Source organism: Anaerococcus sp. Marseille-P9784 (assembly GCF_902500265.1).
Classification (GTDB): Bacteria; Bacillota; Clostridia; order Tissierellales; family Peptoniphilaceae; genus Anaerococcus.
In genome coordinates this window covers 337,894-353,640 of the sequence record NZ_CABVOZ010000003.1, presented here as the reverse complement: position 1 = coordinate 353,640, position 15,747 = coordinate 337,894, and the positions used below count along the sequence as shown (strand labels likewise).

16 protein-coding genes are annotated in these 15,747 nt (G+C 30.9%); 11 read left to right on the top strand and 5 right to left on the bottom strand.

Annotated features, from left to right (window positions below; all coding sequences use genetic code 11):
- Window positions 1-10 precede the first annotated feature (10 nt).
- The 3 genes from GAN53_RS08360 to GAN53_RS08350 form a co-directional block, all read right to left on the bottom strand.
- Window positions 11-856 carry a hypothetical protein gene (locus GAN53_RS08360; RefSeq protein WP_151410644.1) on the bottom strand — a complete coding sequence of 282 codons (846 nt, stop codon included), beginning with the start codon at window positions 854-856 and terminating at the stop codon, window positions 11-13.
- 1 nt (window position 857) lies between these two features.
- A complete protein-coding gene (locus GAN53_RS08355; RefSeq protein ID WP_151410643.1) occupies window positions 858-1,769 on the bottom strand; it encodes an ABC transporter ATP-binding protein in 912 nt (303 codons plus the stop codon).
- A 134-nt stretch (window positions 1,770-1,903) separates the two neighbouring features.
- On the bottom strand, window positions 1,904-2,575 hold the full coding sequence (locus GAN53_RS08350; protein ID WP_151410642.1) for a response regulator transcription factor: 672 nt from the start codon (window positions 2,573-2,575) through the stop codon (window positions 1,904-1,906).
- Window positions 2,576-2,695: 120 nt separating this feature from the next.
- Between GAN53_RS08350 and hemW the strand changes: the two genes are divergently transcribed.
- The 8 genes from hemW to rpsU all read left to right on the top strand — a co-directional run bounded on the left by hemW (window position 2,696) and on the right by rpsU (window position 10,476).
- Entirely contained in the window at window positions 2,696-3,820 is a 1,125-nt protein-coding gene (gene hemW / locus GAN53_RS08345; protein WP_151410641.1) for a radical SAM family heme chaperone HemW, read from the top strand.
- A gap of 79 nt (window positions 3,821-3,899) precedes the next feature.
- Window positions 3,900-4,910 carry a heat-inducible transcriptional repressor HrcA gene (gene hrcA / locus GAN53_RS08340; protein WP_151410640.1) on the top strand — a complete coding sequence of 337 codons (1,011 nt, stop codon included), beginning with the start codon at window positions 3,900-3,902 and terminating at the stop codon, window positions 4,908-4,910.
- Between the two features lie 11 nt (window positions 4,911-4,921).
- The gene (grpE, locus tag GAN53_RS08335; protein WP_225791851.1) at window positions 4,922-5,488 is read left to right on the top strand and encodes a nucleotide exchange factor GrpE; all 567 of its coding nucleotides are present in this window, start codon (window positions 4,922-4,924) and stop codon (window positions 5,486-5,488) included.
- 12 nt (window positions 5,489-5,500) lie between these two features.
- Window positions 5,501-7,318: a molecular chaperone DnaK gene (gene dnaK / locus GAN53_RS08330; RefSeq protein WP_151410639.1), complete on the top strand. Its 1,818-nt coding sequence runs from the start codon at window positions 5,501-5,503 to the stop codon at window positions 7,316-7,318.
- Window positions 7,319-7,417: 99 nt separating this feature from the next.
- The gene (gene dnaJ, locus GAN53_RS08325) at window positions 7,418-8,536 is read left to right on the top strand and encodes a molecular chaperone DnaJ (protein WP_151410638.1); all 1,119 of its coding nucleotides are present in this window, start codon (window positions 7,418-7,420) and stop codon (window positions 8,534-8,536) included.
- A complete protein-coding gene (mtaB, locus tag GAN53_RS08320; protein ID WP_151410637.1) occupies window positions 8,536-9,831 on the top strand; it encodes a tRNA (N(6)-L-threonylcarbamoyladenosine(37)-C(2))-methylthiotransferase MtaB in 1,296 nt (431 codons plus the stop codon). The genes dnaJ and mtaB overlap by 1 nt, the downstream gene beginning before the upstream one ends.
- A gap of 79 nt (window positions 9,832-9,910) precedes the next feature.
- Window positions 9,911-10,246, top strand: coding sequence for a histidine triad nucleotide-binding protein (locus tag GAN53_RS08315; RefSeq protein ID WP_099320534.1), 336 nt, complete (start codon window positions 9,911-9,913; stop codon window positions 10,244-10,246).
- Between the two features lie 47 nt (window positions 10,247-10,293).
- Window positions 10,294-10,476, top strand: coding sequence for a 30S ribosomal protein S21 (rpsU, locus tag GAN53_RS08310; RefSeq protein ID WP_099320535.1), 183 nt, complete (start codon window positions 10,294-10,296; stop codon window positions 10,474-10,476).
- 45 nt (window positions 10,477-10,521) lie between these two features.
- On the opposite strand, the gene rsmI is transcribed toward rpsU, so the two are convergent.
- The gene (rsmI, locus tag GAN53_RS08305; RefSeq protein WP_151410636.1) at window positions 10,522-11,355 is read right to left on the bottom strand and encodes a 16S rRNA (cytidine(1402)-2'-O)-methyltransferase; all 834 of its coding nucleotides are present in this window, start codon (window positions 11,353-11,355) and stop codon (window positions 10,522-10,524) included.
- Between the two features lie 12 nt (window positions 11,356-11,367).
- Complete coding sequence (locus GAN53_RS08300; RefSeq protein ID WP_151410635.1) at window positions 11,368-12,069, bottom strand: tRNA1(Val) (adenine(37)-N6)-methyltransferase; 702 nt, start codon at window positions 12,067-12,069, stop codon at window positions 11,368-11,370.
- Between the two features lie 274 nt (window positions 12,070-12,343).
- Between GAN53_RS08300 and purF the strand changes: the two genes are divergently transcribed.
- The 3 genes from purF to purH are packed head-to-tail and all read left to right on the top strand — an operon-like array spanning window position 12,344 to window position 15,740.
- Window positions 12,344-13,696 carry an amidophosphoribosyltransferase gene (gene purF, locus GAN53_RS08295; protein ID WP_151410634.1) on the top strand — a complete coding sequence of 451 codons (1,353 nt, stop codon included), beginning with the start codon at window positions 12,344-12,346 and terminating at the stop codon, window positions 13,694-13,696.
- The gene (locus tag GAN53_RS08290; protein ID WP_151410633.1) at window positions 13,693-14,247 is read left to right on the top strand and encodes a phosphoribosylglycinamide formyltransferase; all 555 of its coding nucleotides are present in this window, start codon (window positions 13,693-13,695) and stop codon (window positions 14,245-14,247) included. Before purF ends, GAN53_RS08290 begins: the two co-directional genes overlap by 4 nt.
- Complete coding sequence (gene purH, locus GAN53_RS08285) at window positions 14,235-15,740, top strand: bifunctional phosphoribosylaminoimidazolecarboxamide formyltransferase/IMP cyclohydrolase (RefSeq protein WP_151410632.1); 1,506 nt, start codon at window positions 14,235-14,237, stop codon at window positions 15,738-15,740. Before GAN53_RS08290 ends, purH begins: the two co-directional genes overlap by 13 nt.
- Window positions 15,741-15,747 lie beyond the last annotated feature (7 nt).

Below are 15,747 nucleotides of genomic sequence, written 5' to 3'. Positions count from 1 at the left end.
ATTTTCCCTTCTATATGTCTTTTTTATTTATTATAACAGAAGATAAGATCAAAGCTATAGTTCCTATTAATATCGCCACGACTAGAGACCTTGTAATGTTAGCATTGGTGGAAGAAAAATTAGTTGAGATTATATTTCCAATATTTACATAATTTGCTATTGAAAAATCATCTGGCAAATTTATAAATAAGGAAAGAAATTGATCTCCAATTCCTCTTAAAAAGTTAAAAAATATAGTTGGGTACAAAAAGGTAAACATCAAGGTTTTTGACGTAGATCTAGTCATTGTAGCAACCAATAATATTACGGCAAGGTAGGAGATATGGGAAATTAGTTCTACAAATAAGACTTTGAATAATCTAGAGTAATCAGTAAATTTGAGCATACCATTGTTTATATATGCTCCTGCAATAGTTAGAATTGCAGCTCCAATAGCAAAGCTAACAATTACAAACAAGGAAGCTACAATAAATGTAGCCATTATATAAGAACTCTTACTTTTGCACATGCCAAGAAAGTTTTTTACAAATCCATTGGCATAAGGATTAGTAAAGAAGAGCGCAGCAAATATTATTAAAAATATTAAATAAGTAGTTTGGGAAAATGAAGAAATAACAAAATCTTCCCCGGAATCTGTCAATGATTCTAATCCACTTTTGTCAACATCCACCTTGACACCGTTACTATTGTCACCAGTTGTATCTACAACACTTTCTTCGAAGTTGTCGATATTTTTGCTAGTATAATCAACCAATCCTACCGTGATAAAAAATGTAAGTAGGCTTGCAAAAAATATGAAGTAGACATATTTACTTTTAAAAACTCTTGTGATTTCCATTTTAATAAGATTTAACATATTAAACTCCTTTATTTTCCAATAATTTGATGTAATATTCTTCTAGTGAAGTATTGTGAACATTAAAATAATTGATTTTGATTCCAGCCTCATAAAGGCAAGAAATTATATCATTGGTATATTTGCTATCTACATATATATGAATCATGTTATCATCTACTAGGCGATATGATCCAATTTGTCCTTGATCTAGGACTAGGATTGCCTTTTTCGGGTCATCAGTAAGAACTTCTATCCTATCTTTGGTAGACTCTTCCAAATCTTTCTTTGAAAAGTTTGCCACAAGATATCCATTATCTATTATGGCAAAGTTTGTAGCAAGTTTTGCAAGCTCATCAAGGATATGGGAAGATATAAGAAAAGTAATATTTCTTTCCCTATTTAATTCTGCTATTATATTTCTAATGTCGATAATTCCTTGTGGGTCTAGGCCATTTATTGGTTCATCTAGGATCATAATATCAGGATTTCCTACAAGAGCTAGAGCTATACCTAATCTTTGTTTCATACCAAGGGAAAAATCCTTGATTTTTTTCTTGCCCACTTTCCCTAATCCCAAGAGATTAAGTGTTTCATATATGTAGCTATCCCTGGATAACCCTAGAGATTTTCCTTTTAATAACATATTGTCGTAGGCAGTCATAGTTGGATATGATCCGACATTTTCAATTAAGGCTGAAACTCTTGTTTGCTTAATCTTCATATCTTTTTCAGAAGACGGAAAAATTTGGTAAGTTCCAGAACTAGGTTTAGATAAATTAGAAATCATCTTCATAAAAGTTGTTTTTCCAGCACCATTTCTACCTATAAGACCATAAATATCTCCTTGGTTAATTTTCAAAGATATGTTATTTACTGCCTTATGGTCGGCAAAGCATTTTGTTAAATTTTTTGTTTCAATTATTGGATTCATATGATCTCCTTTCAAGTATCTATCTTTGTCTATAACAATAATATATGAAAAGTTTTAATAATTTAGAAATAAAGTTTAAAGATTTCATAAAGATTAAAAAATCCCATCAAAAAAAGATGGGAAAAATAATTATTTTATTTATGAAGCTTAAAACCGATTCCCCGCACTGTTTCTATATATTCTTCATCTGTATATTTTTTGATTTTCTTTCTTATATTAGAAACATGTACATTTATGGAATTATCGGTTGATAAATAATAGTCTCCAAAAGCATATTCATAAATATTTTCTTTTGTAAAAACTTGTTTAGGCTTTGTCATCAAAAGTTGTAAAATTTTAAATTCAGATTTTGTAAGTAAAAGTTCATTATCATTTATAAAACAAGAAAAATCATTGATATCTAGTCTTAAAGACTTATATTCTAAACAACTACTTATTTTATTATCTGAATTTCTTCTTATAAGTATATTAACTCTTGCCAGGAATTCATCTAAATTAAAGGGCTTTGTCATATAATCATCTGCACCACCGTTTAATAATAATAATTTAGAATCCATGGAATCTTTGGATGATAATACTAATACAGGTGCCTGAGATACTTTTCTAATTTTTTTAATAACATCTTCACCAGTAAGACCTGGTAGCATTAAGTCTAGAACAAACAAATCAAAATTTTCTTTTAAATATATAAGAGCTTCAGTTCCAGAATATGTTTTTTTACAAACAAAACCATTTTTTGTTAGAGTTTCTGAAATTAAGTCATTGATATCATTATCATCTTCAACAATAAGTATTTTTTTATCCATTGCGCTCTCCTAGTATCTATAAGTTAAGGATATCATAAAAGCTATTATTTTGTAAAAAAATCTTAGCTAATATTAAAATAATCAGTATATTTTTATTGTAATATAAAAAGGAGTAGTTGTATGGAAAAAGTAGGATGTTATATTCACATACCATTTTGCCAAAAAAAGTGTTATTATTGCGATTTTACTGCCTTTATGAATGTTGAAAATAGAATTGATACTTATATAAAAAATTTGATAAAGGAAATAAAGCTTTATCAAGAAAGAGTGGGTCTTGAAATCGATAGTATTTATATCGGTGGTGGGACTCCATCTTATATTAATCCCAAATATATAGTGGAAATAATAAAGCAAATAAATAAATTTCATCAAGTCAATTTAAAGGAGTTTACCATAGAATGTAATCCTAATAGTATTGATGAGGAGAAATTAAGTATATATAAAGACATTGGAATTAATAGAATTTCTTTGGGAGTCCAGTCTTTTGACGATGAAGTTTTAAGAGAAATTGGCAGAAATCATACAAGCTATATAGCAAAAAAAGATATAGAGCTAATTAGAAAAATGGGCTTTACTAATCTTAGTTTTGATATGATGCTAAATTTGCCCAAACAAACTTACAAATCCATAAAAAATGACATATCAATAGTAAAAGACATTTCTCCAGAGCATCTTTCTTGGTATAGCCTTATTTTAGAAGAAGGCTCAAGATTTGCCGCTTTAGAAAAAAGAGGAAAATTAAAATTAATGGATGAAGATTTAGAAGTAGAAATTTTTGATGAGATTATAGATGATCTTGAAAAAATTGGACTAAAACGCTATGAGATTTCAAATTTTGCCAAAGAAGGCTTTGAGTCTTTCCATAACAAAAAATATTGGGAAGGCAACGGATATCTTGGATTGGGTATGAGTGGCGCTGGTTATCTGTCTAATATTAGATATACCAATAGCAAAAATTTCTTTCATTATGACAAGATGCTAAAAGAAAATAAACTTCCAATAGTTGATTATTCCTTTATTGATAAAGATGAAAGAGAAAAGGAATATATAATTTTTAAACTTAGAGAAAGCTCTGGTATAAATTTAGCCCATTTTAAAGAGAAATTTGAATCTGATTTTCTAGAAAAATATAAAAAACAAATCGAAAAATTTCAAAAAGAAGATTACTTTATTATTAATGACGATATTAAATTTTCTAAAAGAGGAATGAATTTATCTAATGAATTTTTTAGGTTAATTATTTAATTTAAATTCCTTGACATAAATAATTAAGCTAGTATACTATCCTTAGCAGTCGAAGCTAATGAGTGCTAAAGGAGATATTATGAACGATAGAAAACTAGAAATATTATTCTCTATCATCAACTCATATATCCTAGATGGTGAACCCATTGGTTCAAAATCATTGGCTAGCGAATATAATATGAATATTTCTCCAGCAACTATTAGAAATGAGATGAGTGCCCTTGAGAAAATGGGACTTTTAGAAAAAGCTCACACATCAAGCGGACGTCTTCCATCTGATAAGGGCTATAGAATGTTTGTAGATTATATTTTGGAATACAAGCTAAATGCCTTTAATTCCAATGTTAGTGATGAGATGATAAGTTTACTAGATAAAAGATACCACAATGCAAAAGACATTGTTGAGACTGCAACTAAGTTATTGGCGGATATGACAAAGCTAACAGCTGTATCTGTGACTTTAACAAACGAAATAAAACGAATTAATAATATTAAACTTATTAGAGTATCAGATTTTCAAGTATTACTCGTTTGTGTATTTGATAACGGTTTAGTTATAAATGAAAAGATTTATTTGGATCATGAGATTACTTCTGATGAGCTGATTTTTATTAATAACGTTATTGAAGAAACTTTAGTGGGATCTGATATCAATAAGATAGACGATAATCTTAAATTACTGCAATTAAGCTTATTAAGAGATTATTATGATCTAGTGGATATTATGGAAAAAAGATTAGAGAGTAAATCTTTAGATGAAGTTGATAGAGAGGTTCAAATAGAAGGCCTGGGTAATATATTTAATTTCAAAGAATACGATGATTTATCCAAGGCTAGGGAATTTATTAAGTTATTTGATAGCAAAGATAGGGTAAATAAAATTATCGGAGATATGATTAATAACGATCTAAATATAAGCATCGGTTATGAAAATCAAATTGATGAGCTAAAAAATAACACTGTAATTAGCTCCCATTTCAAAGTCAATAATGACATAGTAGGAAATATTGCAGTAGTTGGACTTACTCGTTTAAATTACCTAGAAGTAATATCAAATATTATGATGATATCGAATTTGCTTAATAAATAAAGGAGTTTAGGGTGGATAATAAAAAAATTAACGATGAAAAGCTGAAAAATGAAGAAAATCAAAACATAGATGAGGCAGAAAATCTTGATGAAAAAGAAGAATTTATCGATGCTGAAATAGTTGATGAAGATAATGAAGAAATAGATGAAGCACAAATAGAAGATGATTTTAATGAATTTAAAGATAAATACCAAAGACTTCTAGCTGATTTTACTAATTATAAACAAAGAGAAGAAGCTAACAAGGCTGACTTTAAAAAATACGCTTGTAGCAACTTAATTGAAAAGCTCTTGCCAGTTTTGGACAATTTTGATAGAGCTATAGCTAGTGCAAGTGATGATGACCCACTTATAAAGGGAGTTATTATGACACGCGATGAGATGCTAAAAGTTCTTGGAAACGAAGGCTTGGAAGTTATTGCTTCTGACGGTGAAGCTTTTGATTACAATGTTCATCAAGCAGTTTTGGCAGAAGAATCTGACAGCGTAGAAAGCGATCATATAATAGAAACTTTCCAAAAAGGATATAAGTTAAATAATAAAGTAATTAGACCAGCTATGGTTAAGGTAGCAAAATAGGAGGAAAAACATATGGCAAAAATTATAGGAATTGATTTAGGAACAACAAACTCAGCAGTAGCAGTTATGGAGGGTGGAAGCCCTGTTATTATACCAAATAGCGAAGGAAACAGAACTACTCCTTCAGTAGTAGCTTTTTCTAAAGATGGAGAAAGATTAGTTGGTGAAACTGCAAAAAGACAAGCAATAACAAATCCAGATAGAACAATTTCTTCTATAAAAAGAGAAATGGGTTCAGATTACAAAACAAAAGATATAGATGGCAAAAAATATTCACCTGAAGAAATTTCAGCAATGATCTTACAAAAACTAAAGGCTGATGCAGAAAAATATCTAAATGATACAGTTACAAATGCTGTAATTACAGTACCAGCTTACTTTACAGATGCTCAAAGACAAGCAACCAAAGATGCAGGAAAAATTGCAGGTCTAACTGTAGATAGAATCATAAATGAGCCAACAGCAGCATCTCTAGCCTATGGCTTAGACAAAGAACATGATCAAGCTAAAATTATGGTTTACGACTTAGGTGGTGGTACATTTGATGTATCAATACTTGAAGTTGGAGATGGAGTTTTTGAAGTATTAGCAACTCGTGGTAACAACAAACTTGGTGGAGATGATTTTGATAACAAACTAGTAGATCATCTTGCAAGTGAATTTAAAAAAGAAACTGGCGTAGACCTAACAAAAGATCTTACAGCTATGCAAAGACTTAAAGATGCAGCAGAAAAGGCTAAAAAAGAATTGTCTTCAACAATGACTACAAATGTTAACTTGCCATTTATCACAGCAGTTGATGGACAACCAGTTCACTTGGATATTTCTATCACTCGTGCTAAATTTGATGAATTAACAAAAGATTTAGTAGAAAAAACAAGAAAACCAGTTGAAGATGCCCTAAAAGATGCTGGCTTATCTGCATCAGAAATTGACAAGGTACTTTTAGTTGGTGGATCTACAAGAGTTCCAGCAGTTCAAGATTTAGTAAAAAATATAATCGGCAAAGAACCACAAAGAGATATAAACCCTGACGAATCAGTTGCTTTGGGAGCTGCTATCCAAGGTGGAGTTTTAACAGGAGAAGTAAAAGATTTATTACTACTTGATGTTACACCATTATCACTTGGAATTGAAACCCTAGGTGGAGTTGCTACAAAATTAATCGAAAGAAATACAACAATTCCAACAAAGAAATCTCAAGTTTTCACAACTGCAGCAGATGGACAAACAGAAGTAGATATTCACGTTGTACAAGGTGAACGTGAAATGGCAGCAGATAATACAACTTTAGGTCGTTTCCAACTTACAGGAATACCTGCAGCAAGACGTGGAGTTCCACAAATTGAAGTAACATTTGATATAGATGCAAATGGTATTGTAAATGTTACAGCAAAAGATCAAGGTTCAGGAAAAGAACAAAAAATAACAATTACATCATCATCAAACTTATCAGAAGATGAAATCGACAAGAAGATAAAAGAAGCTGAACAATTTGCAGAAGAAGATAAAAAGAAAAAAGAAAATATAGATGCAAAAAATAATGCAGAAAGCTTAGTATATCAAGCTAGAAAGACTCTTGAAGATGCAAAAGTTGAAGGTAGCGAAAAAGATGAAATTGAAGCAGAAATCAAAAAACTTGAAGATGCAATTAAATCTGATGATATTTCTGAAATAAAAGCTCAAACTGAAAACTTACAAAACAAAATTTATGCAATGAGTGAAAAAATGTATAAGGCAAATGAAGCTAATTCTTCAAATGATAACGAGTCAAAAGCTGATGACGATGTGGTAGATGCTGACTACGAAGTTATAGATGATGAAGAATAATTAGCATAGATTATTTTCTAGAGTATAATATGTTAAATAAAATAAAAAAGCTATTTCACAATGAAATAGCTTTTTTTAAGTCTAAAGTGTGGGGGTATAATGCAAAATCCATATGAAGTTTTAGGCGTTAGTAAAGATGCCACAGATGATGAGATTAAAAGAAAATACAGGCAATTAGCCAAAAAATATCATCCAGACTTAAATCCTGGAGATAGCGAAGCTGAACAAAAATTTAAAGAAATCACTTTAAGTTATGAAATATTATCCGATAAAGAAAAAAGAAATAAGTACGATATGTATGGAGAAGCTGCCTTTGATCCAAATGCTGGAGCTGGATTTGCTGGTGGATTTTCTGGTTTTGGAGATATATTTGGAGATCTTTTTGGAGATATATTCCAAAGTGGATATAGCAGTTCGCAGGCTAATAGACCAAGCAAGGGAACTGATATACAACAAGTAATAAAATTAACTTTTTTTGAAGCTTGTTTTGGAGTAGAAAAAGAAATACAAATAAGACGTGAGGAAATTTGTAGCACTTGTAAGGGAACTGGTGCAGAGGATGAAGATTCAATTCATACCTGCGATAAGTGCCATGGAACAGGGGTAATAAATGAAGTAAATCAAACTCCTTTTGGAAGAATTTCTAGAACTGTAAATTGCGATAAATGTCATGGAAGCGGAAAAATAATTGAAAAGCCTTGTAAAGTTTGCCATGGTGATGGAAGAGTTTATAAATCAGAAAGAATAAAAATCGATATACCTTCAGGTGTTGAAACAAATAATATAATGAGAGTTTCTTCTAAGGGAAATGCCGGCTATAACGGTGGTCCAAATGGCGATTTGTATGTAATTATGGAAGTAAGCGATCATGAAATTTTCAAAAGAGATGGCCTTGACATATACTTTGATATGCCAATCTCATTTGCAACAGCAACCTTAGGTGGAGAAATAGAAATTCCAACACTCAAAGAAACTAAAAAATTTGAAATTCCAGCAGGAACACAAAGTGGAAGCAAATTTAAGTTAAGAAAAGAAGGTATTACTGATTCTAGGAGAAATAGAACGGGAGACTTATATTTTTACGCCAATATAATCACACCAACTAATCTTAACAAAGAACAAAAAGAAGCCCTTGAAGCCTTTGCAAAAACAACTGGTGATGATGTAAAAGAAGAAACAAAGGGATTTTTTGCCAAACTAAAGGATTTATTTGAATAATGGCATATACATTTAATATCATAACTCTAGGATGTAAGGTAAATCAATATGAATCTGAAGCCATCGAAGAAATATTTTTGAAAAAAGGCTACAAAAAATCTATCCACCACGCCGATATTTACGTTATAAATACTTGCACAGTTACAAATATGAGTGATAGAAAGTCTAGACAGATGATATCAAGGGCTAGAAAAGATAATCCAGATGCAATAATTGCTGTAATGGGTTGCTATTCTCAAGTCAAACCAGAAGAAGTTTCTGAAATTCCGGGAGTAGATATAGTTCTTGGTTCAAGAAATAAGGAAAATGTAGTAGATCTTTGTGAGGATATTTTACAAAATAAAAACGCCCAAGATAAAATAATCATGCCAAGTGAAAGTAAAACTTTTGAAGAGCTTCAAATTTCAAACCAGTCCGAGATGACTAGAGCTTATATAAAAATCCAAGATGGCTGTAATATGTATTGCTCATACTGCTTAATTCCCTATGCCAGAGGCAATATCGTAAGTAGAGAAATTTCTGAAATCGTTAGTGAAACAGAAAGACTTGCTGCAAATGGTTTTAAAGAAATCGTCCTAACAGGAATTCATGTTGCAAGTTATGGCAAAGATTTACAATCAGATCTAAGTTTAATCGATGTTATAGAAGAAATAGCGAAAGTTTCTGAAATCAAAAGAATTCGCCTATCATCAATGGAACCAAGGCATATTACAAGAGATTTTTTGATGAGAATGAAAGCTACTGGCAAAGCTTGCGATCATTTCCACCTATCGCTTCAATCTGGTTCAGATGAGATTTTAAAAGCTATGAATAGAAAATACGACAGAAAATTATATGAAGAAAAATGTAATTTAATTCGTGATATTTTCCCAAATGTAGGTCTAACTACAGATATTATCGTTGGTTTTCCAACAGAAAGTGAAAAAAATCATAGAGAGACCATAGAATTTGTAGAAAAAATAAAATTTTCAAAGACTCATTTGTTCAAATTTTCACCTAGAGAAGGCACTAAGGCTGCTAAAATGACTGGACAAATAAATGGCAATATCAAAAAACAAAGGCTCCACGATTTAGAAAAAATAGAAGAAAAAAATAGGATTGCATTTTTACAAAGTCAAATAGGAAAAGCTTTGGAAGTTCTAATAGAAAGCAAATCTGATTATAAATATTACAGTAGTGGCTATTCTACAAACTATTTGAAAGTAAATATAAAAGAGAAAATCCCAGCAAATTCTCTAGTAAATGTAAAAATAACAGATCTTTTAGATGATCAACTTATTGGAGAAATTATTTAAAGTTTAAACGCCTAATTACCAATATTTTATTGACGTGATTTTTTTATTGTGGTATATTATATAGCAATGGGGGTGAAGTATGGATTGTGTATTTTGCAAGATTGCTAGTGGAGAAATCCCAACCGATGCAATCTACGAAGATGAAAATTTAATTGCTTTTAATGATCTTGATCCACAAGCGCCTATCCATTTTCTTGTTATACCAAAAAAGCACATAACAAGTTTAAGTACGCTTAGCGATAGTGATAGCCAATTAATAGCTGAAATAATGAAAGTTATTAGAGATTTGGCAAAAAAATATGACCTTACAGGTTATAGAGTTGTCACTAACATAGGCGAAGAAGGGGGACAAAGCGTTCCTCACTTGCATTTTCATGTTCTTGGAGGCAGATCTTTTCACTGGCCACCAGGTTGATTTGCTAAGAATTGAAAAAATTGTGTTATACGAGAGGGGGGATAGAGATGACAGAGATTAGAGTTGGAGAAAATGAATCTATCGATAGTGCAATTAAAAGATTCAAAAGACAATGCGCAAGATCCGGTGTACTTTCTGAATATAGAAAAAGAGAACACTACGAAAAACCAAGCGTTATAAGAAAAAAGAAAAATGACGCTGCTAAGAGAAAAAATAGAAAAAATAAATAATTTAAGAGGCCTTCGGGTCTTTTTTATTTGAAAAAATCTAAGAGTTTAAGATCTCTTAGATTTTTGTTCTTTTAAAATATATTCGTAAATATCATTTTTTGGGAAATTTGATTTTTCACTGATGATTTTAGAAATTTCTTTTGTTTTCATGCCCTTATCAAGCATTTCATCGATTTCTTCTTTAAAATCATCTAAAGAATTACTTTCTTTTTCGACTTTGCCAGATAAAACCAAGACAAATTCACCTTTTAATGTTATATCTTCTTGATCTATATTATCAATATCAACCAAGAGATATTCTTCGAATTTTTTACTCAGCTCTCTTGCCAGGCACAATTTCCTTTCTGGAAATATTTCCTTAAAATCCTTAATAGTGTTTGAGAGATTATGAGGAGTGTCAAAGATTATTGAAGTTTTATCTTCTTTTGATAATTTGTCATAAAGAATCTTCTTATCTTTTTGTTTTTTTGGGATAAATCCATAATAGGAAAAACTATCGTTATCAAGGCCAGATCCCACCAATGCTGTTATTAAAGCACTCGCTCCAGGCAAAATCGTGTAAGAAATATTTTCTTCTATGCATTTTTTAATCAAAATATGACCTGGATCAGAAATACCAGGCATCCCTTGATCGGTAATTATTCCATAACTTATACCATTTTTAGCATTTTTTATAATCTCTTCACTTTTACTTTGCTCATTAAACTTATGATAAGAGGTTGTAGGTTTTTTTATTTTGTAATAATCCAACAATTTTTTGCTTTCTCTAGTATCTTCGCAAGCTATGATATCAACTTCTTTTAGGGTGTTGATTGCTCTAATTGTCATATCTTCCAAATTTCCAATCGGTGTTGGAATAAAATATATTTGATAATCCATAAATTTTCCTAACTAAATTCTCCCACTAATTTCATTCATTTCTTTGCTATATTTGCCATTTTCATAAATTATTAATGGATCTTCAATTTTTAAGCCATCTTTGGCATTTTTTACAAACTCTATGAGCATAAATTCTGGTTTTGTACTGGCTTTGGAGCTAACAAATCTAAGCCTTTTTGCCTTTAAATTTGCTGATTTTGTAAAAATTTCTACCATGCGATTGGGCTTATGTATCATAAATAATTTACCCTTATCTTTTAAAGTTTTGTTGGCAAAAGTAAATATATCATCTAAGTTTAGGTATTTTTCTTGTCGAGATATTAAAAACTCCTCTGAAGTGTTTGAAATATTATCACTTATTTTATAATAAGGAGGATTTGTTATTATATAATCTGTACTATTTATTGGAAAATCAACATCATTAAGATCTTCATTTAATATTTCGATATTTTCTATATTATTTAACTTTAGATTTTCTTTTAATAAATTAGCCTTAGATTCTTGAATCTCTATGGCGGTGACTTTTTTTAGCTTGTATAAATCATTGGCTCCAAGAGATAATATTCCTGATCCTGCACCTATATCTATTAGAGTCTTATTTTTTTTCATTTTTGCAAAGTTTAAAAGAATTATTGAATCTATGCCAAAAGAATAAGATTTGGGTATATGTATCATTTTTATCTTTGTTTTTGGTATGTAATCTAGTTTATTCATGAAATAATTATAGCATAGACTTGCAATAATTATAAAAATATTTATAATATTAACATATAAAGAGATTTTTATTGAAGGAGGATACGATGAATAAAAGACTTATTTTCAAAAATTTATTTGTTTGTCTATCTTACTCAATTTTTTCTTTTATAAAAAAATTAAGACTTCCTATGGAATTTGTTTGCCATGCTTTCAATTAGAACCCACTCTTGGGTTCTCTTTTTTTATATTGGCAAATTAATCTGATGAAGTAAGGAGAAGAAAAGAATAGTTTATGAGTGGTGTAGTAGGTATAAAATCAAACGGGAATATTTCCCAACAACTTTTTTATTCCTTAAGTTCTATCCAACACAGAGGCCAAGATGCCGCTGGAATTATCTTATCTGATGGTAAGGATTTAAATAGAATTAGGGGAATGGGACTTGTAAATGAAGTTTTTGCCAATGAGGATCTTATTGATACAAAGGCAGAAATTGGTATAGGTCATGTTAGATCAGCTCCTGAAGGAGCAAATAAAGATTATAATGTTGAGCCTCTTGTAAGTTTTGCTAAGAATAATGAATTTTCTATTGCTCACGATGGAAATTTGGTAAACTATTATTCTTTAAAAAGAAAAGAAGAAGATATAGGCATGGCTTTTCACACCCATACCGATAGTGAATTAATTTTATTATTAATTACAAGATATTACGAAGGGGATATCGTAAAGGCGATAAGAAAAGCTATGGAAGATATTAGGGGAGCTTATTCTTGCGTACTATGTATGCCAGATAAAATAGTAGGATTCCGTGATTACTACGGTATGCGACCACTAACTCTTGGTTGGGATGAAAATACTACAATTATTGCAAGTGAAAATTGTGCTGTGGAAATTTTAGATATTGATAATTATAGGGATATTGAAGCAGGTGAAATTGTAGTTGTCGATAAAGATGGAATTACATCTTACAAAACCGACAAAGAAATTAAAGCAAAGCATTGCATTTTTGAACATGTATATACAGCAAGACCAGATGCCAATATTGAAGATGTAAACGCCTATATGTTTAGGAGAAGGTGTGGTGAAAAATTATACGAGCAAGCACCTGTAGATGCTGATTTGGTTTGTCCAGTTCCAGATTCAGGAACGCCATCTGCTATTGGTTTTGCTCAAAGATCAGGTATTCCATTTGCGGCAGGACTTGTTAAAAATCGCTACATGGGAAGAACTTTTATCAAATCAACCCAAAAAGAAAGAGAAATTGCTGTAAGATTAAAATTAAATCCTCAAAAATCAGTAATAGAGGGCAAAAGAATTGTTTTGGTAGATGATTCTATTGTAAGAGGAACAACCAGTGCAAAACTTATCAAAAGAATAAGAGAAGCTGGAGCTAAAGAAGTTCATTTTAGAGTGACTTCTCCTCCTTTTGTAAATCCTTGCTACTACGGAGTAGATACTCCTCACAAAGATAATCTGATAGCCTCAAAATTATCAACAGAAGAGATTAGAAAACAAATTGGAGCAGATACCTTAGAATTTTTGACCTTAGAAAATTTAACCTCTCTTACAAAAAAACCTAAGGATTATTGTCTAGCTTGTTTTACGGGCGATTATCCAATAGAACCAGTGGAGATAGAAGAGATATGAATTTAGCCGTATTTATTTCTGGAACAGGCACAAATCTAAAAGCGTTAATTGATTCTGAAAAAAATAAATATTTTAATAGCAAGATAAAAATTATAGTTTCTAACAAAAACGCCAAAGGCTTAGACTTTGCCAAGGCCAACAATATCGATTATCTTATAAGTAAGGACGATGATGAAATTATCTTAGCTTTAAAAAATCATGACGTAGATTTGATTGTTTTAGCTGGATATTTGCCAAAAATTAGCCCTAAACTAATAGCTAATTATAAAATAATAAATATTCATCCATCTCTTTTACCAAAATATGGTGGTAAGGGTTTTTATGGAATGCACGTTCACGATGCAGTTTTCGCCAACAAAGAAAAAATTTCTGGAGTTACAGTTCATTATGTAAATGAAAATTTGGATGATGGGGACATAATTTTACAAAAACAAGTGGATATAAGTTTTTGCAAAAGTGCTGAGGAAGTTAGTAAAGAAGTGTTGAAGGTTGAGCATGAAACTTTAAAAGAAGTAATAAAGAAATTGGAGGAAGAAAGATGCGAGCATTAATATCAGTAACAGATAAGACAGGAATTGAAAAATTAGCTAAGGGTCTAAGCGATTTGGGAATTGAAATTGTTTCAACTGGTGGTACATACAAGAAAATTCACGAAGCAGGAATTGATGTAATTGAAATTGATCAGATTACAAATTTTCCAGAAATTCTTGAAGGCAGAGTAAAAACTTTATCTCCATATGTTCATGGTGGAATACTTTATAAAAGAGATAGCCAAAGTCACATAGATACAATCAAAGAACACAATATAAAACCAATTGATATAGTTGTAGTTAACCTTTACGAGTTCCAAAAAGCCTTAGAAAAAGGAGATCCAGATAATATTATAGAAAATATAGATATTGGTGGACCATCTATGGTAAGATCTGCTGCCAAAAATCACAAAGATGTTTTGATAGTTACAGATCCTAGTGACTATGATGAACTTTTACAAAGACTAAAAGATGACGATATAGATCTTTCTTATAGACAAAAATTAGCTATGAAAGCTTATAATTTGACAGCTTTTTACGATTCAGTAATAGCAAGATACTTCTCACAATTAACTGGAGAAGAAAGCCAATATAAAACTTATGGTTTCAAAAAAGAAAGCGAATTAAGATATGGAGAAAATCCAGGTCAAAAAGCAGCTTTATACGATGATCCATTTGTAAAAGGTCTTATGGAAAATATAGAAGTAATTCATGGCAAAGAAATGAGCTACAATAATTATAATGACCTAAATCCAGCTCTTGAGCTGGCTCAAGAACTTGGAGAAAATGCAGTCGTAGCCTTAAAACACCAATCTCCTTGTGGTGTTGCTGTTGGTGAAAATGTATACGATTCATATATTAAAGCCTTTGAATGCGATAGCCAATCAATATTTGGCGGAATTGTTGCAGTAAACGGAGTTGTAGAAGAAAAAGCCGCAGCAAAAATGAATGAAATTTTCCTAGAAATTATAGCGGCAAGTGATTTTACCAAAGAAGCTCTTGAGATTTTAACCCAAAAGAAAAACGTAAGACTTGTAAAAATAAACTTTGATAACGAATCTGTCAAAGAAGAGATAAGATATCTAAATGGAAAAGTTCTAATTCAAGATAAGGACTTTGGAGAAGATCAAGTAGAAATAGTTACAGAGAAAAAACCAAGCGAAGAAGAAATAAAAGACCTATTATTTGCACAAAAAGTTGTAAAATATGTCAAATCAAACGCAATCGTTGTTGCAAAAGGAATGAAAACTTTAGGTTGTGGTGCTGGCCAACAATCTAGAGTTTGGGCCTTAGAATCAATAAGAGATCACTTTAAAGATAGAGATTTCACAGGAGCAGCTCTAGGTTCTGACGCATTCTTCCCATTCCCAGATACAGTAGAACTTGCTCACCAAATGGGAATTACATCTATCATGCAACCGGGCGGATCAATCAAAGATAAAGATTCAATTGAAAAATGTAACGAATACGGCATGAGTATGGTATTTAGCAAATCACGTCACTTCAAACATTAAGGAGAAT

Bases quoted from the DNA above. Each gene is read 5' to 3' on its own strand.
- rsmI (WP_151410636.1), bottom strand. From the start codon at position 11,355: ATGGATTATCAAATATATTTTATTCCAACACCGATTGGAAATTTGGAA.
- GAN53_RS08315 (WP_099320534.1), top strand. From the start codon at position 9,911: ATGGATTGTGTATTTTGCAAGATTGCTAGTGGAGAAATCCCAACCGAT.
- dnaJ (WP_151410638.1), top strand. From the start codon at position 7,418: ATGCAAAATCCATATGAAGTTTTAGGCGTTAGTAAAGATGCCACAGAT.
- GAN53_RS08300 (WP_151410635.1), bottom strand. From the start codon at position 12,069: ATGAATAAACTAGATTACATACCAAAAACAAAGATAAAAATGATACAT.
- GAN53_RS08350 (WP_151410642.1), bottom strand. From the start codon at position 2,575: ATGGATAAAAAAATACTTATTGTTGAAGATGATAATGATATCAATGAC.
- rpsU (WP_099320535.1), top strand. From the start codon at position 10,294: ATGACAGAGATTAGAGTTGGAGAAAATGAATCTATCGATAGTGCAATT.
- dnaK (WP_151410639.1), top strand. From the start codon at position 5,501: ATGGCAAAAATTATAGGAATTGATTTAGGAACAACAAACTCAGCAGTA.
- hemW (WP_151410641.1), top strand. From the start codon at position 2,696: ATGGAAAAAGTAGGATGTTATATTCACATACCATTTTGCCAAAAAAAG.
- purF (WP_151410634.1), top strand. From the start codon at position 12,344: ATGAGTGGTGTAGTAGGTATAAAATCAAACGGGAATATTTCCCAACAA.
- hrcA (WP_151410640.1), top strand. From the start codon at position 3,900: ATGAACGATAGAAAACTAGAAATATTATTCTCTATCATCAACTCATAT.
- purH (WP_151410632.1), top strand. From the start codon at position 14,235: ATGCGAGCATTAATATCAGTAACAGATAAGACAGGAATTGAAAAATTA.
- GAN53_RS08355 (WP_151410643.1), bottom strand. From the start codon at position 1,769: ATGAATCCAATAATTGAAACAAAAAATTTAACAAAATGCTTTGCCGAC.
- GAN53_RS08360 (WP_151410644.1), bottom strand. From the start codon at position 856: ATGTTAAATCTTATTAAAATGGAAATCACAAGAGTTTTTAAAAGTAAA.
- mtaB (WP_151410637.1), top strand. From the start codon at position 8,536: ATGGCATATACATTTAATATCATAACTCTAGGATGTAAGGTAAATCAA.
- GAN53_RS08290 (WP_151410633.1), top strand. From the start codon at position 13,693: ATGAATTTAGCCGTATTTATTTCTGGAACAGGCACAAATCTAAAAGCG.